The organism is Streptomyces sp. NPDC021622 (assembly GCF_040640795.1).
In the GTDB taxonomy this organism is placed as follows: Bacteria; Actinomycetota; Actinomycetes; order Streptomycetales; family Streptomycetaceae; genus Streptomyces.
The window spans coordinates 368,875-391,914 of the sequence record NZ_JBFACK010000003.1 but is presented as its reverse complement, the minus strand read 5'-3'; the positions used below and the strand labels follow the sequence as shown (position 1 = coordinate 391,914).

General features: G+C 67.9%; 29 protein-coding genes and 2 pseudogenes. 7 read left to right on the top strand and 24 right to left on the bottom strand.

What is annotated here, in order from left to right; genetic code table 11:
- Positions 1 to 10: 10 nt before the first annotated feature.
- Genes AB0G47_RS09195 through AB0G47_RS09185 form a run of 3 tightly spaced genes read right to left on the bottom strand, consistent with a single transcriptional unit; the run spans position 11 to position 3,256 of the window.
- The gene (locus AB0G47_RS09195) at positions 11 to 877 is read right to left on the bottom strand and encodes a carbohydrate ABC transporter permease (RefSeq protein ID WP_360765946.1); all 867 of its coding nucleotides are present in this window, start codon (positions 875 to 877) and stop codon (positions 11 to 13) included.
- Positions 878 to 886: 9 nt separating this feature from the next.
- The gene (locus AB0G47_RS09190; RefSeq protein ID WP_360765943.1) at positions 887 to 1,915 is read right to left on the bottom strand and encodes a sugar ABC transporter permease; all 1,029 of its coding nucleotides are present in this window, start codon (positions 1,913 to 1,915) and stop codon (positions 887 to 889) included.
- 6 nt (positions 1,916 to 1,921) lie between these two features.
- Positions 1,922 to 3,256: an ABC transporter substrate-binding protein gene (locus AB0G47_RS09185; protein ID WP_360765940.1), complete on the bottom strand. Its 1,335-nt coding sequence runs from the start codon at positions 3,254 to 3,256 to the stop codon at positions 1,922 to 1,924.
- Between the two features lie 267 nt (positions 3,257 to 3,523).
- Between AB0G47_RS09185 and AB0G47_RS09180 the strand changes: the two genes are divergently transcribed.
- Together AB0G47_RS09180 and AB0G47_RS09175 are read left to right on the top strand one after the other, a co-directional pair.
- Positions 3,524 to 4,579 (top strand): LacI family DNA-binding transcriptional regulator, encoded by a 1,056-nt coding sequence (locus AB0G47_RS09180; protein WP_360765937.1) that lies wholly within the window; start codon positions 3,524 to 3,526, stop codon positions 4,577 to 4,579.
- Positions 4,580 to 4,623: 44 nt separating this feature from the next.
- Positions 4,624 to 4,818 (top strand): hypothetical protein, encoded by a 195-nt coding sequence (locus AB0G47_RS09175; protein WP_360766564.1) that lies wholly within the window; start codon positions 4,624 to 4,626, stop codon positions 4,816 to 4,818.
- Positions 4,819 to 4,880: 62 nt separating this feature from the next.
- On the opposite strand, the gene AB0G47_RS09170 is transcribed toward AB0G47_RS09175, so the two are convergent.
- Positions 4,881 to 5,126 carry a hypothetical protein gene (locus AB0G47_RS09170; protein ID WP_360765933.1) on the bottom strand — a complete coding sequence of 82 codons (246 nt, stop codon included), beginning with the start codon at positions 5,124 to 5,126 and terminating at the stop codon, positions 4,881 to 4,883.
- A 130-nt stretch (positions 5,127 to 5,256) separates the two neighbouring features.
- On the opposite strand from AB0G47_RS09170, the gene AB0G47_RS09165 reads away from it, so the two are divergent.
- Positions 5,257 to 5,622: a cupin domain-containing protein gene (locus AB0G47_RS09165; protein WP_360765930.1), complete on the top strand. Its 366-nt coding sequence runs from the start codon at positions 5,257 to 5,259 to the stop codon at positions 5,620 to 5,622.
- A 1,016-nt stretch (positions 5,623 to 6,638) separates the two neighbouring features.
- Here AB0G47_RS09165 and AB0G47_RS09160 read toward each other — a convergent pair.
- The 11 genes from AB0G47_RS09160 to AB0G47_RS09110 all read right to left on the bottom strand — a co-directional run bounded on the left by AB0G47_RS09160 (position 6,639) and on the right by AB0G47_RS09110 (position 14,181).
- Positions 6,639 to 7,115, bottom strand: a complete 477-nt coding sequence (locus AB0G47_RS09160; RefSeq protein ID WP_360765928.1) for a hypothetical protein — start codon at positions 7,113 to 7,115, stop codon at positions 6,639 to 6,641.
- Positions 7,112 to 7,576, bottom strand: coding sequence for a hypothetical protein (locus tag AB0G47_RS09155; RefSeq protein WP_360765925.1), 465 nt, complete (start codon positions 7,574 to 7,576; stop codon positions 7,112 to 7,114). Before AB0G47_RS09155 ends, AB0G47_RS09160 begins: the two co-directional genes overlap by 4 nt.
- 87 nt (positions 7,577 to 7,663) lie before the next feature.
- Positions 7,664 to 8,500, bottom strand: a complete 837-nt coding sequence (locus AB0G47_RS09150) for a helix-turn-helix transcriptional regulator (RefSeq protein WP_360765922.1) — start codon at positions 8,498 to 8,500, stop codon at positions 7,664 to 7,666.
- 16 nt (positions 8,501 to 8,516) lie between these two features.
- On the bottom strand, positions 8,517 to 9,245 hold the full coding sequence (locus tag AB0G47_RS09145) for a DUF6879 family protein (protein ID WP_360765919.1): 729 nt from the start codon (positions 9,243 to 9,245) through the stop codon (positions 8,517 to 8,519).
- 885 nt (positions 9,246 to 10,130) lie between these two features.
- Positions 10,131 to 10,256 carry a holin gene (locus AB0G47_RS09140; RefSeq protein ID WP_360765916.1) on the bottom strand — a complete coding sequence of 42 codons (126 nt, stop codon included), beginning with the start codon at positions 10,254 to 10,256 and terminating at the stop codon, positions 10,131 to 10,133.
- An 11-nt stretch (positions 10,257 to 10,267) separates the two neighbouring features.
- Positions 10,268 to 11,041, bottom strand: a complete 774-nt coding sequence (locus tag AB0G47_RS09135; protein WP_360765914.1) for an N-acetylmuramoyl-L-alanine amidase — start codon at positions 11,039 to 11,041, stop codon at positions 10,268 to 10,270.
- 121 nt (positions 11,042 to 11,162) lie between these two features.
- Positions 11,163 to 11,402 carry a chaplin gene (locus tag AB0G47_RS09130; RefSeq protein ID WP_360766561.1) on the bottom strand — a complete coding sequence of 80 codons (240 nt, stop codon included), beginning with the start codon at positions 11,400 to 11,402 and terminating at the stop codon, positions 11,163 to 11,165.
- Positions 11,403 to 11,533: 131 nt separating this feature from the next.
- Positions 11,534 to 12,055 carry a hypothetical protein gene (locus AB0G47_RS09125; RefSeq protein ID WP_360765911.1) on the bottom strand — a complete coding sequence of 174 codons (522 nt, stop codon included), beginning with the start codon at positions 12,053 to 12,055 and terminating at the stop codon, positions 11,534 to 11,536.
- A 10-nt stretch (positions 12,056 to 12,065) separates the two neighbouring features.
- Positions 12,066 to 12,731, bottom strand: a complete 666-nt coding sequence (locus tag AB0G47_RS09120) for a hypothetical protein (RefSeq protein ID WP_360765909.1) — start codon at positions 12,729 to 12,731, stop codon at positions 12,066 to 12,068.
- Between the two features lie 248 nt (positions 12,732 to 12,979).
- The gene (locus AB0G47_RS09115) at positions 12,980 to 13,519 is read right to left on the bottom strand and encodes a helix-turn-helix domain-containing protein (RefSeq protein ID WP_360765906.1); all 540 of its coding nucleotides are present in this window, start codon (positions 13,517 to 13,519) and stop codon (positions 12,980 to 12,982) included.
- Between the two features lie 62 nt (positions 13,520 to 13,581).
- On the bottom strand, positions 13,582 to 14,181 hold the full coding sequence (locus AB0G47_RS09110; protein WP_360765903.1) for a DUF4429 domain-containing protein: 600 nt from the start codon (positions 14,179 to 14,181) through the stop codon (positions 13,582 to 13,584).
- 77 nt (positions 14,182 to 14,258) lie between these two features.
- Between AB0G47_RS09110 and sepF the strand changes: the two are divergent.
- Positions 14,259 to 14,561, top strand: a pseudogene (gene sepF, locus AB0G47_RS09105) (cell division protein SepF); the annotation flags it as partial.
- 673 nt (positions 14,562 to 15,234) lie between these two features.
- Here sepF and AB0G47_RS09100 read toward each other — a convergent pair.
- Genes AB0G47_RS09100 through AB0G47_RS09085 form a run of 4 tightly spaced genes read right to left on the bottom strand, consistent with a single transcriptional unit; the run spans position 15,235 to position 17,383 of the window.
- On the bottom strand, positions 15,235 to 15,861 hold the full coding sequence (locus AB0G47_RS09100; protein ID WP_360765900.1) for a hypothetical protein: 627 nt from the start codon (positions 15,859 to 15,861) through the stop codon (positions 15,235 to 15,237).
- On the bottom strand, positions 15,858 to 16,370 hold the full coding sequence (locus AB0G47_RS09095) for a hypothetical protein (protein ID WP_360765897.1): 513 nt from the start codon (positions 16,368 to 16,370) through the stop codon (positions 15,858 to 15,860). The genes AB0G47_RS09100 and AB0G47_RS09095 overlap by 4 nt, the downstream gene beginning before the upstream one ends.
- Before the next feature lie 3 nt (positions 16,371 to 16,373).
- Positions 16,374 to 16,544 (bottom strand): hypothetical protein, encoded by a 171-nt coding sequence (locus AB0G47_RS09090; protein ID WP_360765894.1) that lies wholly within the window; start codon positions 16,542 to 16,544, stop codon positions 16,374 to 16,376.
- A complete protein-coding gene (locus AB0G47_RS09085) occupies positions 16,538 to 17,383 on the bottom strand; it encodes a protein transporter Sec31 (protein ID WP_360765891.1) in 846 nt (281 codons plus the stop codon). The genes AB0G47_RS09090 and AB0G47_RS09085 overlap by 7 nt, the downstream gene beginning before the upstream one ends.
- Before the next feature lie 208 nt (positions 17,384 to 17,591).
- On the opposite strand from AB0G47_RS09085, the gene AB0G47_RS09080 reads away from it, so the two are divergent.
- Together AB0G47_RS09080 and AB0G47_RS09075 are read left to right on the top strand one after the other, a co-directional pair.
- On the top strand, positions 17,592 to 17,849 hold the full coding sequence (locus tag AB0G47_RS09080) for a hypothetical protein (RefSeq protein ID WP_360765888.1): 258 nt from the start codon (positions 17,592 to 17,594) through the stop codon (positions 17,847 to 17,849).
- A gap of 79 nt (positions 17,850 to 17,928) precedes the next feature.
- Positions 17,929 to 18,402, top strand: a complete 474-nt coding sequence (locus AB0G47_RS09075) for a hypothetical protein (protein ID WP_360765885.1) — start codon at positions 17,929 to 17,931, stop codon at positions 18,400 to 18,402.
- 255 nt (positions 18,403 to 18,657) lie between these two features.
- On the opposite strand, the gene AB0G47_RS09070 is transcribed toward AB0G47_RS09075, so the two are convergent.
- Positions 18,658 to 19,299 carry a hypothetical protein gene (locus AB0G47_RS09070; RefSeq protein ID WP_360765882.1) on the bottom strand — a complete coding sequence of 214 codons (642 nt, stop codon included), beginning with the start codon at positions 19,297 to 19,299 and terminating at the stop codon, positions 18,658 to 18,660.
- A 211-nt stretch (positions 19,300 to 19,510) separates the two neighbouring features.
- Between AB0G47_RS09070 and AB0G47_RS09065 the strand changes: the two genes are divergently transcribed.
- Positions 19,511 to 19,759: a hypothetical protein gene (locus AB0G47_RS09065; RefSeq protein WP_360766558.1), complete on the top strand. Its 249-nt coding sequence runs from the start codon at positions 19,511 to 19,513 to the stop codon at positions 19,757 to 19,759.
- A 253-nt stretch (positions 19,760 to 20,012) separates the two neighbouring features.
- On the opposite strand, the gene AB0G47_RS09060 is transcribed toward AB0G47_RS09065, so the two are convergent.
- The 4 genes and pseudogenes from AB0G47_RS09060 to AB0G47_RS09045 all read right to left on the bottom strand — a co-directional run bounded on the left by AB0G47_RS09060 (position 20,013) and on the right by AB0G47_RS09045 (position 22,994).
- The gene (locus AB0G47_RS09060; protein ID WP_360765879.1) at positions 20,013 to 20,987 is read right to left on the bottom strand and encodes a hypothetical protein; all 975 of its coding nucleotides are present in this window, start codon (positions 20,985 to 20,987) and stop codon (positions 20,013 to 20,015) included.
- A gap of 231 nt (positions 20,988 to 21,218) precedes the next feature.
- Positions 21,219 to 21,950, bottom strand: coding sequence for a hypothetical protein (locus AB0G47_RS09055; protein ID WP_360765877.1), 732 nt, complete (start codon positions 21,948 to 21,950; stop codon positions 21,219 to 21,221).
- A 93-nt stretch (positions 21,951 to 22,043) separates the two neighbouring features.
- A complete protein-coding gene (locus AB0G47_RS09050) occupies positions 22,044 to 22,370 on the bottom strand; it encodes a hypothetical protein (protein ID WP_360765874.1) in 327 nt (108 codons plus the stop codon).
- Between the two features lie 85 nt (positions 22,371 to 22,455).
- A pseudogene (locus AB0G47_RS09045) lies at positions 22,456 to 22,994 on the bottom strand (hypothetical protein).
- Between the last annotated feature and the right edge of the window lie 46 nt (positions 22,995 to 23,040).

Here is a 23,040-nt window from a genome sequence, read left to right as displayed (position 1 = left end):
GGCGGCCTGGTCAGCCCTTTACCGCGCCCTGCATGATCCCGCCCACGATCTGCTTGCCGAACAGCACGAAGGCGATAAGCAGCGGCAGCGTGCCGAGCAGCGCGCCCGCCATGATCACGGACTGGTCCGGGATCTGCCCGCGGCCCAGGCCGGCCAGGGCGACCTGCACGGTGGGCTGGCCCTCCTGGGTCAGGGCGATGATCGGCCAGAAGAAGTCGTTCCAGGCCATGACGAACGTCAGCATGCCCAGGACCGCCATCGCCGGGCGCGCGGCCGGGAAGACCACGTGCCAGATCACCCGCAGACTGCTCGCCCCGTCCACCCGTGCGGCCTCGAGGAGTTCGGTGGGCAGCGCCTCCTTGAGGTACTGCCGCATGAAGAACACGCCGAAGGCGCTGACCAGGGTGGGCAGGATGACGGACTGCAGCTGGTCGGTCCAGCCGAGGTCCGCCACGACCATGAAGAGGGGGACGACGCTGAGCTGGGGCGGCACCATCATCGTGCCGATCACCAGGAGCAGCAGAGTGTTGCGGAACCGGAAGCGGAGCTTGGCGAAGGCGAAGCCCGCGAGGGTGGCGAACAGCACCGTGCCGACGGTGATGGTGCCGGCCACCACCAGAGTGTTGAGCAGGGCCGTGCCCATATTGGCGTCGGTCCAGGCGATCTCCAGATTCTTGAAGAGATTGCCGCCGAACCAGAAGGGAGGGGGAGTCTCGGCGAGCCGGGTGTTGTTGCGCGATGCGGCGATCGCGGTCCACACCAGCGGGAAGAGCGAGCCGATGGTGAAGACGATCAGCACGGCGTACGTCAGCTTCCCGCCGTGCAGATGGCGCCCGGCGCCCCGCTTCTTCGCGCTTTTCGACAGAGTGGTCGTCACGTCATCCCCTCACGCGCTCTTGCGGATCCGGCGGCTGATGGCCCAGTTGACGAGGCCGATCAGCACGAGAATCAGGAACATCGTCCAGGCGATGGCCGACGAACGGCCCAGGTGCTGGTTGAACCAGCCCTGCTCGTAGAGATAGAGGCCAAGGGTCTGGAACTGGTGGTCGGAGCCGCCGGTGGGGCTCGCGCCCTGGCTGAACAGCAGCGGCTCACCGAAGAGCTGGGTCGCCCCGATGGTCGAGACGACACAGGTGAACAGGATCGTCGGCCGCAGCGAAGGGATCGTGACGTGCAGGAACTGCTGCCAGCGGCTCGCACCGTCCAGCGCGGCCGACTCGTACAGATCGTTCGGGATGGCCTGCATCGCGGCGAGATAGATCAGCGCGTTGTAGCCCGTCCAGCGCCAGATGACGATGGAGGAGACCGCCAACTGGGCGGTCCAGTCGCCGTTCTGCCAGTCGACCGCGTCGACCCCGACCAGCCCTAGCGCCCAGTTGATCATGCCGTGGTCGGTGCGGCTGAACATCAGGACGAAGACCAGCGTCGCGGCGGCCACCGATGTGGCGTACGGGGTGAGGATCGCGACGCGGAAGAACATCGAGCCGCGCAGGCGGTAGTTGAGGAGGTGCGCGAGGCCCAGTGCCATGAGCAGCTGCGGCACGGTCGAGATGAGGCCGATGGCGAAGGTGTTGCGCAGCGCGTTCCAGAAGAACTCGTCGTCGATGAGGCGCGAGAAGTTGCGCAGCCCCACCCATTCCATGTCGGTGGGCGTCCCCAGCTCCACGCGGTGCAGCGAGGCCCACCCCGTATAGAGCAGCGGAAAGAGCCCGAAGGCGATGAAGAAGAGGAAGAACGGCGCGATCAGCGCGTAGGGACTCCATTTGACGTCCCAGCGGTAGCGGCGGCTGCGGCGTTCCCTCTGCCGTTCCCTGCGGCGCTCGTCGGCGGGATCGGTCAGGGCGGCGGCCCGTGCGCGGGGGGCCGCGCCCTCCTCCCGCTCGGAGGGCGCGGCGGCGTGTGCGTCACTGGTCATTCCGGCTCACTGGTCCAGTGCGTTGTCGATCGTCTTCACGGCTTTGTCCCAGGCCTTGTCGGGGGCGGTTCCCTTCTGGTCGATGCCGAGCATTCCGGTGTCGGCCAGGTACTGGGAGATGATTCCGTCCTTGGGGCCGATGGGCTGGACCGGCACGCCCTCGGCGGCCTTGGAGAAGATCTGGCCCACGGGCGCGTTGCCGAAGTAGGGGTTCTTGGCGTCCTTCACCTCGGGCAGGGCGTATGCGGCGTCGGCGCTGGGGAAGCTGGCCCGCTCGTCGAAGAGCTTGGCGAGCTGCTTGGGCTCGGTCAGCCAGGCCGCGAGCTTGGCCGCCTCCTCCTTGTTCTTGCCCGCTTCGGGTACGGCGAGGAAGGAGCCGCCCCAGTTGCCGGGCCTGGGCGAGGCGGCGACGTCCCACTTGTCCTCGCCCTTGTCGCCGGCCTTGTCCTTGATGTAGCCGAGCATCCAGGGCGGGCAAGTGATGGTGGCGAAGGCGCCGTTGGAGATCGCCTGGTCCCAACTGGGCTGGAACTGCTGGAGCTTGCTGGTGAGGCCCGCCTCGGCGAACTGGGCGGCGATGTCCCAGCCCTCCTTCACCGTGGCGCTGTCCTTGTAGATCAGCTCGCCGTCCTTGTCGTAGAACTTCTCCTTGCCGGAGGCGTGCACGGCGGCCATCACGCCGGTCGCCCCGTCCACGAAGGAGGTGCCCTTGGGGGCCTTCTTCTGGTACCGCTTGCCGACGTCGAGGTACTTGTTCCAGTCACCCGCCCACAGCTTGGCCACGTCCTCGCGGTCGCTGGGAAGGCCGGCCTTCTCGAAGAGGTCCTTGCGGTAGCAGATACCGGTCGGTCCGACGTCGGTGCCGAGGCCGATCGTCTTGCCGTCGTCGGTGGTGCCCTGCTGCCATTTCCAGTCCAGGAAGTCGTTCTCGTCCACTCCGGCGACCTTGCCGAGGTCCATCAGCTTGTCGGAGTGGGTCCCGGTCAGCTCGGCGATGTTGCCGACCTCGACGGCCTGGATGTCGGAGAGGCCGCTGCCGCTGCTGAGATGGGTGAGCAGCGCGGGCCAGTAGTTCTCGTTGCGCTGCACGGAGTTCTGCTTGATCTTGATATCCGGGTGGAGTTTCTCGTACTCCTTGTAAAGCCCGGCCTCCTCGAGACCGAAAGCCCCGAAGACTCCGACGGTCAGCGTGGTCTTGCCCTCGCCGCCTCCGCCGCCTCCGCCCGAGGAGCCGCCGGGCTCCTCCTTGTCCTCGGCGCAGCCGGCAAGCAGCCCGGCGCCCAGTGCGGCGACGGCCGCGAGGACCACCGCCTTGCGGGACGTGCGAGGTGAAAAGCGCATTGCGTCCTCCTCGTGCTCCGACGTGCCGGCCGCCCTTGGTCAACTGCGGTGCGTGGAGTGTGAATCGGGGCAGGGTACGTGCGGGTCGTGTAAGAGCCAGGTACGGTGGGAGCGCTCCCATGTGTGATGTCTTGAAGAGTCGCGGCTCGGCCCGGGGGTGTCAAGGCACCCGACGGCGGGAGTTGGTCCTTCCGTGGCGGAAGTCGTAGATGTGTGCGACCTGCAACCATGGCCGGCTGTTAGATTGCGCGAGGTGGGGAGGCATTGATGGGGAGTCGTCAGCCCAAGAGCCGCAGCGGGGGACGTCCGACACTCGAAGAGGTGGCCGCGCGTGCCGGTGTCGGCCGCGGCACCGTGTCCCGCGTGATCAACGGCTCGCCACGGGTCAGCGAGCACACCCGCGTCGCCGTCGAGGAGGCGGTGGCCGAGCTCGGCTACGTACCGAACACGGCGGCCCGCGCACTGGCCGCCAACCGCACGGACTCGATCGCGGTGGTCGTCCCCGAGCCGGAGTCGCGCTTCTTCGCCGAGCCGTACTTCTCCGACATCATCCACGGCGTGGGCGCGGCCCTCGCCGACACGGAGATGCAGCTCCTGCTGACCTTCGCGGGCGGCGACCGGGAGCGCAGACGCCTGGCCCAGTACTTGGCCGCGCACCGCGTTGACGGCGTACTCCTCGTCTCGGTCCACGCGGACGACCCGCTGCCGGACCTCCTGGAACAGCTGGAGATCCCGGCCGTGATCAGCGGCCGCAGGTCCGCCGACGAGACGCTCGCCTCGGTCGACTCCGACAACTTCGCGGGCGCCCGCGAAGCGGTGCAGCACCTGCTCTCCCGAGGTCGCCGCACTATCGCGACGATCACCGGCCGCCTCGACGTGTACGGCGCCCAGCGCCGCCTCGACGGCTACCGCGACGCCCTGACGGAGGCGGGCACGCCGCCCGACGAGGACCTGATCGCCCCCGCCGACTTCACCGAGGAGGGCGGCCGCCGCGCGATGACCGAGCTGCTGGACCGCAGGCCGGACCTGGACGCGGTCTTCGCAGGCTCCGACGTGATGGCGGCGGGCGCCCGCCAGATCCTGCGCACCGCCGGCCGCCGCATACCGGAGGACGTGGCCCTGGTCGGCTTCGACGACTCGGCGATCGCCCGCCATATGGACCCGCCCCTGACGAGCGTGCGCCAGCCGATCGCGGAGATGGGCCGCACGATGACGGACGTACTCCTCGCGGAGATATCCGACCGCCGCCCCGCGGCCTCCCGCCGCCTGGACCGCCCGCAGATCGTCCTGCCCACGGAACTGGTGCCACGCGCCTCGTCCTGAGGCCTTTACGCATACGTACGCATACGAATACGGGGATGGGGACCATGGTCAATGTGGTGTTGCTCGGAATCCTGGCGCTGGCCGTCGGTGGATGCGTCTGTGTGGTGTGGGCGGAGCGCGGCGGGCCCCGCTGGGTCCGCGGAGTGGCCGCGGTGACGCGCTTCGCGGGCGAGCTGGTGAGCCACGCCGGGAAGAGCGGGAGTTCGAGCCGGTCGTCGTCCGGCGGCGACGGCGACTAGACGGCCCCTCCGAAGTGACGAAGCCCCGCACCTGATCGGGTGCGGGGCAGCTGGAGGGGAGCTCAGCGGAGGGGCGCCAGGGCCTTCCCCGCGTGGTGGATCACGTTGCCGTTGAAGCAGTTGTCGGCGTGGTCGCCCAGGACCGGCACGATGGCCACCTCCTGCAAGCAGACGGCGGCGGCGGTGAGGTTCCAGATGTTCGCGGGGTTCAAGCCTCTTCCGAAGTTGTCGCCGCTGTCGGCGTGGGCGGGGGAGGCAAAGGCCAGGGTGGCGATGCTGAGCACAGCGATCGCAGTGATCTTCTTCATGGGCTGACAACGATGATCACGTGAAGACGTCACCGCCCCACAGCGGTCCCCCAAGTGGCGTCCCCCGGTTGACAGGCAGACCATGGAATGAAGGGGGAGTGTGGGCACGGCCCGAATGGAGGCATTCGTCATGATCGAGGTCAAGGCGGTCGAGAAGCCGGACGAGCGGCGTGATTTCCCCCGCGGCCACCTCGAAGCCGTCCATCTCACAGGGCTCGACTTCGCCGTGGGTACATTTGAGCCCGGCTGGCGCTGGTCCGAGTCCGTGGCGCCGATCGCGGGGACCAAGAGCTGCGAGATCCACCACAACGGCTATGTCGTCGAAGGGCGGATGCACGTCCGCATGGACGACGGAGGCGAGGCCGAAGTCGGACCGGGCGATGTCTTCGTGGTCCCGCCCGGACACGACGCATGGGTCGTGGGCGATGAACCAGCCGTCGTCTACGACTTCGCGGGAGGCATGGCACAGGAGTACGCGAAGGCGGCGGAGGGATAGCCGTTGGGGTTCCCGTTCTGTTCCCAGAGATCAGGACATGAAGAAGGCCCGACCCGCTTTCGCGGATCGGGCCTTGATCATTCAGGGTGAGTGACGGGACTTGAACCAGATAATTGACCGTACTGTGACCTGCGACGATGCCGGAAATCGGCCCGTACCTGCTCACTTCGATGCCACTGGATGCCAGCTGATCACGGTATCCACCGGACGGTTTGGCCACGGCCAAACGTGCGCGACGTCGAGCGGCAGTCCCCCTCCGCGGTGAGTGCAGACGCCCCTTACCGCGGTACGCAGCCGCACGACAACGCCCCCGCCCCGTAGGGGCAGGGGCGTCGCGGTCCCTCTCCGGGGCCTGGAGGGCTGACCAGAGAGGGCCGTTTGTGGATGTGCCAGAGGCACCTACACAGACTCACCAGACCTCGCGGTCGGTTTCAACGACGACAACCTGATCTCACGCGGACGAGGATGGTCGACTCGTGCGAGCGGGCTCACTCCGGGCTTGTGGCGCGGGCCGCGGCACGTGCGTTCCGTAGTGCGTCGCTCTCCTCTTGTTCCTGGCACGGGCACGGGCACCCGTCCTCGCGTACCAGGACGAGCCGGTCACCGTCGATGCCCAGCGCGGTGCCGAGGGTGCAGTGATGTGGGTCGGCCAGGTCCGCGGTGAGTAACTGCCGCAGGCACGGCCCGCACGGTACGGGCAACGGCTCGGGGCACGGAGCGGTCTGGGCAACCATCGGCATAGGGCCCGCTGAGGTGGTCATGGGTCTCCACTCGATGACAGGGGGTAGGCGGCCGCTCCCGCGCTCAGATCAGAGCGGCCGCCCTCCTTCCCGCGGCCGGCCCGGCGACAGGGGTGGTCGCGGAGTCTCGGCGTGCTGCTCGCCATATGTGGCGCCTCCGGGCTCCCTTCTGGCAGGGTGCTTCGCGGCGGCATCGGTGGCAGCCCCAGAGGTGCTGGAGGTAGCGGCCGTAGGCCTGTTCGACGGCACGCTTGGAGGCAGGCAGAGGCTGCGTGCTCATTGCTCGTCCTCGCCCGACAGGTTGCGGCCGATGGCGATCAGTGCGGCGACGGACTTGGGCGCGCACAGATCATCGGCGAAGCGCGGCGGCACAACCCAGTAGATGCCGGGCGCCTCCCGGCGGGAAGCGGCCGGGACACCCAAGTACGTGCCCGCCCCCAGGAGCGGGGCCACGTTGTTGTACGCCCACCGCTCCTTGGGCGTGGGCTCGATCAAGGAGTAGTAATACTGGCCGAAGTGGTCGCGGATCAGTGGGCCGTTGAGCAGGTCGGTCAGAGGCGCGGCCATCGCTTCCACGTCGTCGGACGCGAACGCCCCGTGAACGAGCGCGGTGGGCAGACGGATGGCGCAGAACCGCTCGCCGAGCGGAAGTAACGCCACCTTCTGATCCGTCCACTCACGGTGCGCCTGCTCCGGGGCGGTCTGTGCGCGCGCCAGCCAATCGAACGCGGCTCTCTCTGCCACCTGGTTCATCCGAATGCCTCCGCGGGCAGTCGAGGGCCGCCGCCGGGGCCGAGTACGGCAGCGAGGTATACGGGATCGATGACGCGTCCGGATCCGTCCGGCGCCTCCAGCCAGACTCGGCCGGCGGCAGCGCGGTGCGTGGGAGGGCAGTGCAGCGGCCAGCCGTGAGGGCGCAGGGTGATGAGCCGGACGTCCGCCAGCTGCTCGGCGGCATCGAGGGGGACCAGCCACCATGCGGTGTCGAGTCCGAAGTCCATGAGGAGGGGGCCGCTCTCGCGGGTGGGCAGGCGCCGGACGGCCTGGAGAGCGGTCACGAGCTGTGTCTCGGCAGCCAGCCACCGCGTGCAATGGATCGGCGCGAGCCCACCCATCTCCCAGACCTCGTACGCGAGTTGAGGGCGCCGGGCGCAGTTCGCGAGCCAGGTGTCACCCGGCTCGGGCTCCGCGGTTTTCCTAGTGCTTGCGGCCATGACCAGGACGTTAGGGAATCCCGAGAATCACGGCAGTCGTTGATTCTCGGATATTCGCGGGGTCCGCAGTGTGATTCTCCGGAATTCTCACGCCATGTCGAGGTGCGCCCGCGCTCGGGCAAGCAACATATGCGCGTGGGATCCGTACACCGCGGACTGTGAGAGAGAGTCCCAGACGCGCCGGTACAAGGTCAGGCTCGGGGCGTCGTCGAGCCACAGCTCCGCGTGCCAGTCCTCGACGATCGTTAGTCGGTCGTCGTACAGCCAGAACCCGTTGGCAGGTGGCACGTCGACGTCGGCCCCGAGCGGGACGATGCCCAGCTTTACGGTGTCCAGGCCGATGGCCCCGACCAGACGATCGAGTTGGGCTGTGCGTACGTGCGACGGCGCGACACCGGCGTGGAGTGCGGCCTCCCACATGACGATGTGGAAGACGCGGCCGGGCTGGTAGAGCAGCTCTTGCCGCTGCATGCGGGCGCGTACGGCCGCGTCGAGGTCTCTTGGAGAGCGGTGCAACTTGGTGTATCGCGCGAAGATGTGGCGGGCATACTGCGGGGTCTGGAGCATGCCTACGACCATGGCGCTCTCCCAGGCGCGGAGCACCGTGGAGCGTTCGTACTCGACAGTGAGCGCGTCCTGGACTGGCTTGTGCCCTGCGCGGAGTTGGCGATTCCATGACCGGGAATGCGACTCAAGCCCTTGTAGTCGTGCGGCGAGTTCCTCAGCTGCGGCGGGCTGCCCGGTTGCGTGCGCCCAAGCTGCGAGATCTTCAAGGCTCGGAGTCTGTCGACCGGCTTCCAGCTTGCTGACCTTGGACTGTGGCCAGTTGAGCCGGTCAGCGAGGACGCGTTGTGAGACCCCGGCGCGGAGCTCACGGAGCCGGGCGCCGAGGGTCGCTCGTCCTTGCTGGTAGTCGGTACTCACATGGCGAACGTACCGGCTACACCTGGTCGTACGGCATGGCGTGGTGCTCAGCGGCCTCGCGGACCTGCGCGTATCGGACGACTTCCACTGGGTCGGTGACCAGCTCGACGCCAGTCATGCTGTCGGCGGCGTCGAAGTGAAGCAGTGCCACAACCCGCGAATCAAAGATCCAGAAGTCCAGTTCAGGGAGCTGGAGTTCCTCAGCCTTGCCGCGCGAGAGGACATGGATGCGCTCGCCCGCGGCCGTGTTGCGGCGGGCGTTGCCGAGGAGGTACCGCTGCCCCTCCGTGGGCGGCTCATCGAGAACGCGCACACGCTCGAACCGCTTGCCGAGAGCGGTCTGTTCGCGTCGCTCGACGCACCACGGATCGTCGAGGTCCCAGTCGACGGGCTCGCCGCGCACAAACTGCGCGTACGTCTCGGTGACCTCGTCCGATGCGTACCGGCGGCGGGTCTCCAGCCTCCACGCGGAGTGCTTGAAGCTGGTGAACATGCCGTCGAACTCGTCGAAGGTAATGAACTGGGGCACGTACTCGGGCTCCTTGGGGCCGAAGTTGGCGAGCAATTCGCGAGGCACCGTGACGGCGCCCTCGTCGACCGTGAGGTTATCGAGCTGGTCGAGCTCGGCTGAATCCGTCACGCGGTTGCCCTGGACGACGTATTGGTCAGTGCCAGGGATCTCGTACAGAGTGGGGCATCCGTTGTTACCGCTGTTCGTGCCCACTTTCCACAGGCGTCGCGTCATGAGCGTCCCTTTCCGGGTGTGTGGTCGATCGACCGTAGCTACCCCGCGGCCGGGCGCAAGAGGGCCTCGGGCATGACGAAGGCCCCCTCCCACCCGAAGGCGAGAGGGGGTGTTCACGTTTCAACTTGTGTCAGCGGTAGTGCCGCGGGCAGGCGCGTAGAGAGCCGGTGACATCGGGCCGCCTGGTTCATCGCCGACGATGTCACCGGCCTGGAGCTCCCATGAAGGTAGGCGCACTCCCGCATCGTCGACCTTCAAGGTTGAGGCGGAACGGCCGTGTCCAAGGGAGCTCGTCGCGGCCGTTCCTGCTGTCAGTTTCCTCCTGCTTGCGGTAGATGGCCTCTACTGCCTTGAAGGTGGTGAACTGTGGGGAGTTCAGGTCAAACCCGTCTGAGGCGAATGCCCCACCATCGCGTGATGGGGAGGTTTGCCTCAACTCGCTGTGCACCACGCTTCGTTGAGGAATGCATGGATCAAGTCGCTACAGCCACTCTCCAGCCGGAGGCGCAGCTACTTGGCGCGTATTGGCTGCACTCCCCAATCCTGCGCCACGACGTCGACGGGTGCCCCCTGTGCCCTGAGGCGGTCTGCTCAGACCGTCCGAGCAGCGCTTGGCCGACGGACCCGGTGGAGCACGCGTCAGCGGGCGAATAGCGAGACCGCACCCGTCGCTGCGCCGGCCACGCCCGCGAGGGTGGCGATCGTCGGCAGCGGCCACCGGCCCCGCTCCAGGGCCCGGATGCGGGTCTCGTGGTCCTGGATAGAGGCGGCCTGCCCTTGATAGGCCGTCGAGCTTGGCGTCGACCCGTGTCACGGCGTCGTGCAGGGATCTCATCTCTCCGTACATCTGTGCCGAGCTGATGTAGACGCCGTCACCGGGCGCCGTCACTCCTGTGTCCTTACTGTCTCGGTCAGGAGGTCCGTTGCGCCCGCGGTGAGTACGGCGGCGAGGGACTGTGCGAAGGTCCGCACGACGCGCTCGGTGGTGGCCTTCCAGAAGGCGGAAGTCATCGTGGTCTACCTCACTTCTTGGGAAGCTTGAGGGTCTGGCCGGGCGTGATCGCGTCGGCGTCACGGAGGCTGTTGAGCTTGGCGATCTCCTGCGCGCGCTTGCCGTCGCCGAGCTTTGCCGCGGCGATGGACCGGAGGGTGTCGCCCTTGCGGACGGTGTACGTCGAGGTGCCGCCCGGCGACCAGCTCGCGGGGTGCTTGAGCCGCTCGGCGACGCGCTTGTGGATGTTGGCCCAGTCGACGCCGCGGGGGTCGACCTTGCCGGGTTGCCAGTCGAGGTGGCGGATCACGGACGCGGCCGTCCAGCCGTGGCGGCGGCAGATCGCGGCCGAGGCCCGCACGATCGCCTCGACCTGCGCGGCGGGCCACGGGCCTTTGCCGTCGCCGAGGTTCTCGCACTCGTAGCCGTAGAAGTGCCGGTTCCCGTCGGTGTTCGCCTCGTTGTCCGCAGGCAGCGCGCGTTCGGCGATGACGGCGCGGAGCACGTCGTCGTCGCCGAGGCCGGCGTGGTTGGCGCGGCCGTATCCGACGAGGTGGACGCGGCCGTCCTTGGTGATGACGCCGTGGCACAGCGGGCCGGGCAGGGAGGCGTGTCCGTCGCGGCAGATCTTCACCGTGGCCGCGCTGCCCTTCGTGACGGTGTGGTGGATCATCACGCCGTGCACGGGTCCCCATGGGCCCTTGTGGTTGCGGTTGCGGTGTTCCCAGGCGCCGACCTCGACGACGGTGACGCCCTCGTCGCGGAGCGCGTCGAGGAACGATCCTGCGGACAGTGGTGGGGCCATGGGGTCTCCAGACATGAGGAAACCCCGTCGCATCCGGCACGCGACGGGGGCGGGGAGCCGTTCGGCGGTGAGGCGGAACGGTCTGGTTATGAGGACAGAAGGAGTGTCCTGGCGGGGCGTTTCACTTGTTGAAGCAGAAGCGGTCAGATCCAGGTTCGAACAGTCCGATAGCGCTGACTGTGTTCCCACACGCATTGGCACCCGGGTTGATGGGCACCTGGACGTTGCCGCTGACGCGGCCGGGTGAGTACTGCGTGGCGCCAACGGCCTGGGCGCCGGGGAAGGGATCGGCGGCGGCCGCGCCGGCTCCGCCGATGACGGTGGCCGTGGCGAGGGCGGCTGTGGCGAAGATCGTGCGCATGCGCATGGGGTACCTCCTGGTGAGGGAACGGGTCTTCCGGGTACCAGGCCTCACCAGTCCGACATTCGGATAAAGCGATCATGGGCCGTCTGCGGTAACCGAGCCGTCCGTTCGTGGGAGCCCGGCTGCGTCTAGGACGCGGCTTCGTAGGAGCCCCAGATGTTGAGGCGGTCGCCGACGGCCCACGCGGTATTGCCGGGCTGCACGGTGGTCGTGCTGCTGGCGGTCTGTGAGGGCATCTCCTGGCTGTCCATGAACCCGCCGTCGCCGTTGACGACGATCGCGGTCAGGGTCTGCGTGCTGGCGTTGACGTAGGCCGAGGCCTGCCAGCGTGCCGAGGCGGAGGTGTCGAAGATCCAGGCTTCCAGTGGCTGCCAGGTGTTGCCGTCGGCGGTGTACGGAGCAACCGGCAGGGAGAACGACCAGTTGGCGTCGGTGACGGACTGCGTCGAGGTGGCACCCCACGTGAAGCGCATCGCGATGTTCACCGTGGGGCCCACGACCTGATAGCGGCCCAGGAGCGTGCCGTCGCCGAGCGTCGTCGTGCCCGAATCGGCCGACCACACGGGGGTGTAGGGCTGCCAGAGGCCGGCCATGGCGTTGAGCCGTGCGGCGGTGATGCGCTGGCCGGGCTGCCACAGGGCGTACGCCATGCTGCCTCCTTCAGAGTGCGACGATCGTGGGCTGCGCGAGCCGGAGATCGGTGCCCGCGGTGTGGGCCTTGACGATGCCGTTGACGCTGCGGTCGAGGGTGAAGCGCTGCGGGGTGACGAGGGCGAACTCGTCGTAGAGCAGCTGGGGGTTGACGTTGGTCATGCCCGCGAACGCCGACGCGGACAGGCCCACCGCACCCGAGGCGATCGGGTTGGTGACGATGGTCTCCGCGTGGTGCCACACGGTCGGCTCGGCCGTGCCGGTGGGCCACACCCGCATCTGGATCAGCTGCCCGGTCAGCTTCACGCGCAGCTCGAACTGGGCGCCGGCCGTGTAGCTGTACGGAAGTTGGGGTGTGCCGCCGATCTGGGTGGTGTCGCGGGTGATGGAGGCGAACATGCCGCCGCCGGTGGCGAAGTGGATCCGCGCCCGGTAGTAGGTGCTCTGGTCGGCGTAGCGCAGCAGGACCGCGGGCACCATGGAGGCGCCCGTGGCGACCTGCGAGACCGCCATCCGCACCCGGACCTCGCAGTCTCCGATCGGCCGGTCGACCGGTCCGGGCGGCAGCCACGGCGGCAGGTCGGTGATGCGGATCTTGTCGCCGATGCCGAGCGTCTGGAAGCGCAGCGTCGAGGGGGCGGCGGCGAGGGTGATGATGCCGCGGGTGCCGTCCACGGGGAGACGACTGTACCGCCGTCGTCGTTGCGGCCCAGGATGCGGGCCCCGTTGTTCTGCTGCTGGAGGTACCACTCGGCCACCGTGCCGGTGGAGCGGATCCGCAGGGGGGCGCGTCCGCTACGTAGATCAGCCAGCGCAGCAGAGACGCGATGGTCTTGCCGGAGCGGACCGAGCCCTCCCACACGTTGATGCGCGCCTCGGCCTGGACGATGGAAACGATCTGCTTGCGGGACAGCGGCAGCGCATCAAGGAGACTCACCTTCCGCCTCCTCGCGCTGCTCCGCCTCGCCCTCCTTGACGACCTCCGCGAGCCCCTGGAACAGCTTCCCGAGCATCGAGCGGGCGTCATCCGCACCGGAGTCATCCATCGGCGGCACGAGGCGCAGCGACTGGGCGGCGGCGGTGGCCGCGGCGGACATGAGTGCCTTCTTGTCGTGCGCCGGCGGCTCGTCGACGTGGCGTTCGGCGTAGGTGTTGTCCTTGCCGCCGAAGCTGAACACGACGGAGGGCATCCAGAGTTGCGCGGTGAGGCGGAGGGCATCGTCGGTGAGGGCGTCGGCGAGGATGACGCGCTTCTCGGCGAGTTGGGCAATGCGGGCGCGGGTGGCGTCCTCGGTCAGCGTGGTGTTGAAGGTGAGGTGCAGCTCGGCGGCAAGGACGCTCACGGTGCGTGTGGCGCGGCCGATCTCGCGGGCGATGGCGTTGCGGCCGAGACCTTGTGCGTGGAGACGGCGGACTGCCTCGCGGTCCTCGTCGGTGACCGGGTTGCCGTACTGGTTGGGCATGGACACCTCCGAGCATGCGAAAGCCCGACCACGGGGGGCGTGGTCGGGCAGTGAGGGGTGAGCTACTGGCCGAGGAGTTTCGCCTTCTGCGCCTCGAACTCCTCGGGGCTCAGGACGCCTTGCTCTCGAAGCTGCGCCAGCTTGCTGAGTTCGTCAGCGATTGAGGCAGGCGTAGCGGGCACCGAATGTGTTCCGTGCTGAGTTGCGATCGCCTCATCCAGCGCCACGCGCAGCTCTTCAAACTCCGGCTGCTGTTTCTTCGTGAACATGACGGAGTTTTCATCCTGGGCCGCTCGCAGGCTTTGGTTTCCGAACTGTGAGCGTCGCTCGATCCCGCCGGGCACGGTGAACTGGATGAACCCATTCACGAGGGGGCCCGCTGGCTTCCACTGGACGGCAGCGATCTGCGAGACGTGAAGCCGTTTGTGGCCCTTGCCTACGCCCCCGCGGGTGAGGAAACCCTTGCGGGTGATGGTGACGTACTCACCGTCGAACTCGATCTGTCCGCCCTTGCCGCTCACTTTGATCATGGCATGGCCCCAGTTGCTCTTGCCGACATCGTGGCACGCTCGGTGAGCTCCGGCGACTGGAACGACAGAGGCCCGCACGAGGCGGGCCTGTTGTTTCCGGGCGTGCCGGATCTGCGGCTCAGTGTGCGACATGATCGCGCGGAAAGCAACTACGGGTGTAGTGAATTCTGTCGGGTGAAGAAGAAGGCAGGGTCATCAAGGGGGGGCATATTGCCCCCGTGGTGTCCATCACACCTGAACACCAGAGCCTGGAGAAGAACGCACCGGCGATCATGCCCAAGGTTGCGTCTGGGCAGGAGTCCTGCGGCATCGCCTCGTTGCACCCGCAGGCGCGCAGTGAGGCCCGTACCATCGGCGAACACTCCCGCGAGGGCACTCCGGTGATCATGAATCTGACCGAGATGGGCGGCACGAGCACGAAGCGACTTATCGACTTCGCCCCCGGTTTGGTGTTCGGCCTGCATGGCAGCATTGAGCGCGGAACACAGAAGGTGTTCCTGTGGTCACCCAGTAAGCTGCTACTGCGTCATCTGCTCCTCCCCGCAACTCGCCGAACATGGCTGCAAGTTCGGCGCGGCCCCTGACGGTCAGGGGCGAACAGAGGAGAAAGGTGGTGGGGCGATGCTGAACATGAGTAAGCCCGACAGGAAGTGGACCGGCCCCGAGAGGTGGCAGGTTGGCGTCGGACTGTTGGGGGTGCTCGTGGCGGTCATCGCCACAGTGGGGCAGTTCGTCCGCTAGGGCGCCCACGCATGAGACGGTCGCGACCGGGGCTGCATACGCAGCGAGCCCGGTCTGCTGATAGGCGACCGGGCTCGTGAACTACGCGGAAGGGTCTGGCTCTGGCAGGAGCCGGGCCCTTCTGTCGTGCGGAGGGAGGTGTAATTTCCACATCCCAACACGAACAACTTTACAGCGCTTCGTGACTCACGATGATGGCGCCGCCGCGATGGTGCATGCGCGGTGGGGCGATACCGGGCGTTACCCGACGCATAGCGGTCAGTGCGGCCGGCACTCATTGGTGTGGGCAGTCGACCCACCAACCGCACTGTCCGCAGTACGTGGGAGCGATACGGGCGACGAGCCGTCGGAGTGAGCGCGGCATGGTGGTGCTCCTGTCTCGTGTGATCGGGATGGGGAACCGGGGCGGTCGGGATACCTGGCAGCGATCGGCCGCCCCGGGGTCTACTGGCCGCGCACCTCGTGGTGACGGATCTCCTCGGCCGGGTCGTGGACGAGCGTCCCGGCCTGTCCGATGGGCTCTGCACGCAACCCCTTCTGAGACGGGCCCTCGTCGACGTTGTTGGTGTTGTTGGCTGACCTGCAACAACAACCGTCACCGTGCGCCTGGTTCGACTCGGGGGGAGCGGGCGGGATGTCCTCGTGATGCACGCCCGGACCGTTGCCCTTGGGGGTGCGCACACCCGAGCGGACGCGGATCTTCTCCGTCTTCAGTAGCGCGCGCACGGCCTTCGTGTCGTCCACGCCGAGCTCCTTCCGGAGCGCGGTCAGCAGCACGTGGTTGCCGCCCTTGCCGAGCGCGCGGAGCGCCTCGCCGACGTCCGGCGGCTCCTGCTCCTCGGACTCCTCGGCATCGCCGCCGCGTCGCTTCGTGAGCCACGCGCGGGCCCGCTGCCACACGACGCACGCGATGACCCCAGCGACGAAGTACGCGATGTAGGGCACGCGAGTCACGACCAGGCGCACCACGAGGACCGCGGCGCCCCCGAGGACCAGGACCGCGAACGCGCCTGCGATCCGGCTTGGCGGCTCATCCGGCTCGGTCTCCTCGACAGGAGTCTCCTCGCTCATGCCACGGCCCCGTACACCGTGTCGCCGAGCCAGTTCGCGGCCTGCGCAATCGGCACGGCCGCGAGCCCGGCTACGCCCGCGCTCGTACCGAGGCAGATGCCGCACCAGGCACCCATCTTCAGGCCGCGGCCGTACCGGCTCGACTTCTTGACGGCGACGATCACGGCGACGGTGAGGATAAGGACGATGCCGCCGCCAGTCTGCGTGAGAGGGATGTACCCGGCCCCGGACGAGCGTTGGCCGGACTGACCTCCCACGCCCCAGATCAACGCCACGTCACCGAGCCAGTTCGTGATCCACAGGGTGGTGTCGGCGAACCAGCCGATGAGGCCCCCGACGCCGAGGGTGACCAGAACGCCGTACGTCCAGGCCATGAGGAACGGCAGGAGTCCGCCGGCCTGGCGGAGAGGGTCGTTCCTGAGGGTCTTGGAGCCGGGCCACCATTGCACGAGGGTGGCGACGAGGATGCAGATGCCGACGGTGACACCGCCGAGGGTTACGTAGGTCACGGGTCAGTGGCTCCAGACGACCGTGACGAACGCCGTGGCGACGGTGAGGACGGCGGCGGTGCGCACTGCGGGCAGGACGTAGCGGCCGAGGGCGTGTTCGGGGGCACAGGCGAGGAGGCCGAGCAGGGCGAGGATCGCGAGCAGCGGGAAGACGAGGAGACCGAGGATCAGCACGCGACCCCCATCCGCAAGTAGCGGTTGACGGTCTCCGCCTTCGCGTTGGCGTCGGCGACCTGGTGGACGTACTTCAGGACCTTGTCCGGATCGGTGATCCCGGCGGCCTTGGCGGTCCGGACCGCGTCCTTCACGGTCATCGGGCCCGTGGAGTTGGGCCCTGGGCTGCCGAATCCGTTGTCCGGGTCTTGCCCGGATTCGCGCGGATCGGCGTCCGGATCGGTCCGGAGCACCTGCTCCTCGGCGGCCACCATGCCCCGCGCGCGGGTCAGTTCACGGTTGATCGCGACCATGGCGAGCTCTCCGCCGGCCTCCGCACGCTGCTTGTCCACCCACTGCTGCGTCTTGTCGTCCAGTGGCTTGGCGTGGTGGCGCAGGACGATGGTCCACAGCGTCTTGACGATGCCTGAGACGACGGCGCCGATGATGCCGATCGCTTCCTGTCCGGCGAGCCAGCCGTGCGCGCCGACCGCGACCATCGCCACGGCGAGGGCGCCGTGCCCCATGTTGCGGGGCTGCTCGGCGCGGGCGGGGTCGTAGCGGGCGAGCCACTCGACGGCCATGCACAGGATCCACGCGAGGTCGAAGGCGACAGCGGCCGCGTACGCGGCAGGGGCGACGGTGACGCGGGCGAGGAGATCGCCGATCGAAGCGGTGGACCAGACGACAGCGACGGCGACGAGGAGGCCGGCCGCAGCGGTCACCGCGTTCAGGATGGTGCGGTCCCAGTCGCGGGGCGGCACGGGCACCTCGACTTCGTACCGGTCGAGCACCATCTCGGTGATGCCGTTCACGGTGTGCGGGACGAGTCGTGTCCGGCGGACAGTGCGTGTCTTCACCGGGCCCCTCCGGCGGCACGTACCGCTACTGCGGGGTCGGGCGGCTGGGTACGCTCCATGGCGGACCTGCTCTTTCGTCGCAGTCAGAGAGGTCCACCCCTCGATCCGGCGCTCCCACGCCACATGGGCCGAGGGGTTTTCCCGTTACCGCGTACGACGCTAGCGACTTCCTTGCCGTATGGCAATGAAGTCGGGAGGATGGTGCCCCATGGCCAACGAAGAAGGAGGGCCAGACATGGTGTCGTTCCGGGAGTTGGCCCGACGGCTGGTCAGTGACGGCATCGTCGAGCGGATCACGCACCAGCGGATCTCACAGCTTGCGCGCGAAGACGCGGACTTTCCGCCGGTCGTGCCGGTCGGCCGGTCGAGCGTGGTCGACTACCGGGCGGCTCGCCCTTACTTCGCCAACAGGAAGTCGAGGCAGGGGCAGCGCACGGACTTGAAGAAGGCGGACCCGGAGGCGTAGCGGTGGTTGATCAGCTCGTAGAGCCCTGCCGCGCATTCCCGTCGGCAGGGCCTGAATCTGCCCCAGAGGAGAGGTTCCGATGTGGTCCACTCTGATCGCCGTGCTTGGAACACTCGCCGGCGCCGCCCTGGCCAGCCTCACTGCGCACTGGACGGACCGCCGCGCCCGCGACGCCGAGTACCGCCAGCGGGTCTTGGATGCCACCGCGCAACTGCTCGCCGCGGCCCTGGAGTACCGCCAGCAGTACTGGATTCAGGTTGCCGACCTGCGTGACGGCGTGCCCCTGGGTAGAGAAGCGCGGGTCGAGCTGTATCGAGCCCGTTCGGCCGTCACGCAAGCTTTCGACCGCATGGCGCTCACTGCGGCCGACTCTGACCTGACCGCCATCGCGGTTGAGGTCGCGTGGTCGGCCATCGACCTGGGTGACATTCCGCTGGGAGACGTACGTGACGGGCGGTTCGGCGACGACATCGAAGGTGCTCTTGCCGCGGGTCGGGAGCGGAGTCGAGACGCTCACACTGCGCTGCGCGACGCCGCTCGGGCTCTCAGCTGACCTATGTGCCTGCCACGCACTTCCGGGCGACCTCGACCTTCGCCAAGCACACGTTGCACAGCGGACTCGACGGGCGCCCGCCGTTGGAGGGCCCGTACTTTTGCGCCTGCCGCTCGCACTTTGCGTTGGCGCACGGGCCTGCCCCCCTGGAGTGGGGGTTCGTAGGCGACCTCTTCAGTGACAGGCGTGCTCATGGCGACGGGGCCCCATTTGTACGGCTCACCCTCCACCAAGATCCAATACGTCGCGTGGCGCCTATGCGTCGGTCGCTCCCGCCCCCTCCGGCTCGGCGGGAGCAGGTACGGGCCCGCCTTCCGTGCCCGTGGTCGAACTGCCAGGCGGCAGGCCCTTCTGCGCCCGCAGGTATTCCGCGTCCGCCAAGCGCAATTGAGCCTGTGCCCGCATCTTGTCGGCTTCGGCCGTTCCTTTCGATTGCACCAATACGGCTATCCCGCTGAGGATCGCCTTCGCGAGCAAACCGATCATCGTTCCGAGGCTCACAATGGCAACAACAGCCTCAGGCGCACTATCTGGCCCAAGGCGTCGCTCCTGCCAGTCAGACAACACGCTCTCAGCGCCCCACAAAGCGCATCGCGCCAGCACGTAGAAGACGGCGATCGCTACAAATGAGGCGACCACCCAGTCCATACCCAAGACGCGGTACAGCAGGCCGACGCCAAGCGAGATCATCACACCCGCCAGGATCCGCAGCCAAGCAGGCCCACCAATCACCCATGGGTAGGAGGCGGCAAGAACGCCGATGTAGACCGCCACGATGCCCAGCTTCGTGCTCCACGGCAGCCGAAGATCTTCCGCTGCGGAGCCAGATGAGTTATCTGCCGACGGCCCACTACGCGGTTGCAGCTCACCCATAACACTCATGATGTCGGCGTTCACCGCGCGCCACATGTCGGTTGCGGCAACGCAGGGCCGCTATCGTCAATCCTTCACAACGGAGCGGGAGATGCACGGTGCCCTGGCGAGCACTGCAGGTCTGCCCCACCTGTTTCCTGATCCCGGAAACCCCTCACCATCGCCGCCCTGCACCGGCACGATGAAGGCATGACCGACGACATCGCCGCGTTCGTCGCTGCGCACCCCACCCACCCTGGGTTCAGTGCCGTCCCCTACGGGAGGCCGGCGGGTGACGGTGCGTGGGGAGATCCTCGGCCTCGCGCCCTCGGGTGCGGACGTGATCGAGTTCCTGCGCCGGGCCGGGCTGCCGGACGCTGAGAATCTGCTCGACGGTCCGGCTCCATGCCTGGCCCCGATACGTACGACTGCCCGCGCCCAACCCAACGAGGCGCGGGCAGTCGTACGGCGACCTTTCAGCCGTGGGAGCGTCGTGATTCCCTGATGGCGTGGACACTGCTGATCGCGGCGGTGAACCACAACAGGGCCGAGCTGACGGCAATCTGGCTCTCAACATGCGCTGCGGCAGTCGCTGCTATGTAGACGGCGGCTCCGACGAGGACGCCAGATGCGATCGAGGTCACATCACGCCACGGCGGCACGACCGAATTCCGTCCCGCGATAAGCCGGATCGCGATGGACAGGACGACGGCGATACAGGCGCTGTACAGAACCCACATGATCAAGAACCCCAGCTTCTACTTGCAGTAGCCGCCAGAATACTCACCCGGCAGGAAGAGCCCCGCGGCAAACTTGATCTTGATGCAGCGCTTGTTGTTCTTGGCGCTCATCGCCACCTTGGTGATGGCCGCGGCGTGCGCGCTCACGTAGCCGTTCAGCCCCGGGGGCAGGGCCCAGCCGCCCATCGCCACGAGCGCGCCATTGTTCGCGATCTTCTTCGTTTCGCTCTTCTTGAAGTAGGCGGTGCCGGTGACGATGCCCCAAGTGAACTTGGGGTCCGCGACTACCGGGAACGCCGTGTTGTCGTTGGTCTCTACGGTCTGAACGATGTCGTTGCCGTCGAGCTTGTAACTGGTGGGCACGGCCTCACCGTTGGCGTCCTTGGCCCACGGGGCGTCGATAGTGGCGACGGGGAGGTGAACGCCTTCGCCGACCTCACGGGTGATCTCGAAGCCGCCCTGTCCGTCTTCGATGATGTCCGCGCCCTCCGGGATGTTGAGCCGGAAGCGGTGAGTCTCAGGGGCCTTGCTGTCCTTGAGGGTGACCAGGGTGCGGGCGCCGCCGTCCTTGGTCGGCTGCACGGCGATGTCGGTGGCGGCAGCGGCGTTGGGGTAGACCACGGTGCCCGCGCCAGCCTTGACGCCATCCACGGCCTGGGCGCCTGGCAGGGTGAGGCCGAACGAAGAGCCGCTGTCGTCAGCGGCGTGGATGGCGCCATTCGCCTTGTCCGGCGCGGTGACCGTGAGTGCAGCGCTGTCCATAGCGGTAATCGCCTTCGCCGGCGTACCCGGGGCTGCTGTGGATGCAGCGATGTCGGCCGTTCCCGTGGCGGTTTCCACGACAGCGGCCGCCTGCGCCGCGCCTGCCCGGTGCGGGGTGGCGGTGTCGGCGTTGGCCGGAATTGCGGAGGCGAAGAGCGCTGCCCCAGCAGTGGCGGATACAGCAGCTATGGAGAGCCTGCTGAACTGGCGACGGTGAGTGCTGTTCTGCACGCGCCGTACTCCTTTGAACGTGCTTTTCAGGCATTGCTCGCACCTCAACCCTTGTAGGGGCGAGAGGTGTTAGCCGGGCCTTGCGGTCAAGATCGACTCCATCATGCACAGAAGGGGCAAGCTGTGGTGGAAGCCATAATTCCGCCTCAGATCTTCCTCAAATCTCAGCGCTACACCTTCATAACCTTCTGATCTCAGGCCTGAAATCGAGGCAACCTGTGATGTCAAAGATCAATCAGGGGCGTATGTCGATGTCGCTACGAGTCCAGCCTCCGTCCAGATCCGCCCGCACCCCGTGCAGCGCGCGAGCGGGGTCCGTCCTTCGCCGCCGTGGACGTCAATTGCGCCGCCGCAGTCATGGCGTTGGGCCAGAGTGCGGCGCTGCGCGGCAATGTCGAGGGCCCGCTCCACTCGCCTGGCCGCGCCCTCCGCGACGGTGCCGATGCGGGTCCGCTGTCCATCCGTGAGCACCGTGAACGGGCCGGTCGCGCGCTCGACGCGGGCGAGGAGCCACAGCGCGGCGTGCGGGGTTGTGCGGTGTCCGCGGTAGCGCCACCGGCGGGCGTCGAGCGCGTCCGCGCGGGCGAGCTGATCACGGCGCTCGCGGTCGGCCGGCGGCCACGACCGCGGGGCGTACGCCATCGGGGAGCGCTGGACTTCGGCGGCGGTCTGGTCGGCGCAGTCGACGAGGGCGGCCTCGACGGCGCGCATGGTGTCGAGGATGGCGAGGCGTACGGGTGCGGGGCGTTCGCCGAGTTGGTCGGTGGAGCGTTCCAGGGAGCGGAGGTGTGCGGCCTGGTGGCGGTCGTACTCGAGCTGTTCGGCGTCGAGTTGGTCGAGCGCGGCGAGGTATCCGCGGAGGCCGACCCCGAAGGCGCCGACGGTGGCGGGGGCGCCTACGGCTTCGTGGAGGTCTGCCCAGTGCAGGGCGATGGTGCGGAGGTTGGTGGCGGTGGTGGTCATCGCTGCTCCTGTTGTGTCTGGGGCGGTACGGTGATCAGCACCTAGGGGGCGTCCTGGTCTGGGGAGACTGTGAGGGCGCCCCTTCGTCGTGTCTCAGGCGGTGTGCCTTCGACGTTGGTTGGGGCAGGTTGGGTCGTGGTCGGTGCCGAGGGCGGTCCACCAGTGTTCGCAGCACGCGGTGTTGAGCTCGTCGGCGTGGGCGCGGAGGCGGGCCAGGCGCTCGGCACGAACCGCGGCGGCACGCTGCTCGTCAGCTAGCTCGGTCTCGCGGATGACGGCGATCACGGTCATGGCGGAGGCGGCGGCGAACAGCAGGACGGCCCAGGTGGCGCCGTTGCGGGCGGACTGCACGGCGCAGTAGGCCAGCCACAGGAGTGCGGCGCCGTGGAGGCTGCACAGTGCGCGGGCGAGGCGGGTCACGAGCGTCTCCAGGGCAGTTGGGTCCAGTGGGCGAGGGGAAGGCCGGCGGTCGCCACGACGAGGACGACGTACGCGACGACGCGAATCACGGCTGCTCCTCGTCGAGGCTGTGAGCCCATTCGGCGAGGGCGTCGAAGTCGTGCTCCAGGAGGCCGGCCCGCGGGCTCACGTAATGGAGCAGGGCGGGGCCGTCGTGGTGCGCACGGACGTAATCGGTGTCGAGGGCGCCTATGTCGTCGTCGATCCACGTGAACGGCCTGCCTTGGACCCAGTTGACGACGTGCTCGGTCTTCCAGAACGTGCCGTCGGGGTGTCCGATACGGGGGCGCTGCGCGTCGTCGGCCACTCGATGACGGGCAGTTCGGGGAGACCGATGGCGGGCGCGATCATCTCGTTCGCCTCGTGCGCCCACGTGGTGCACCAGACGAGTTCGAAGGGCAGGGTGAGCAACGCGGGTCCGTGGCTGGGGTTGAGCCACACGCGCAGCGGCTTGCGGCGCTCGTGCTCGCGCCAGCCGGTGGGGCGGAGGCGGTGGGTCTGGTAGCCGTCGGGGCGGCGAGAAGGCTTGGCGTTCCAGGGGTTGAGCGGGCCGTCAACGTCAATGAGGAGCAGTGGACGAATCATGGTCGAGTCTCGAAATGCGGCAGTACCTCAAGCACATCGTCAGCAC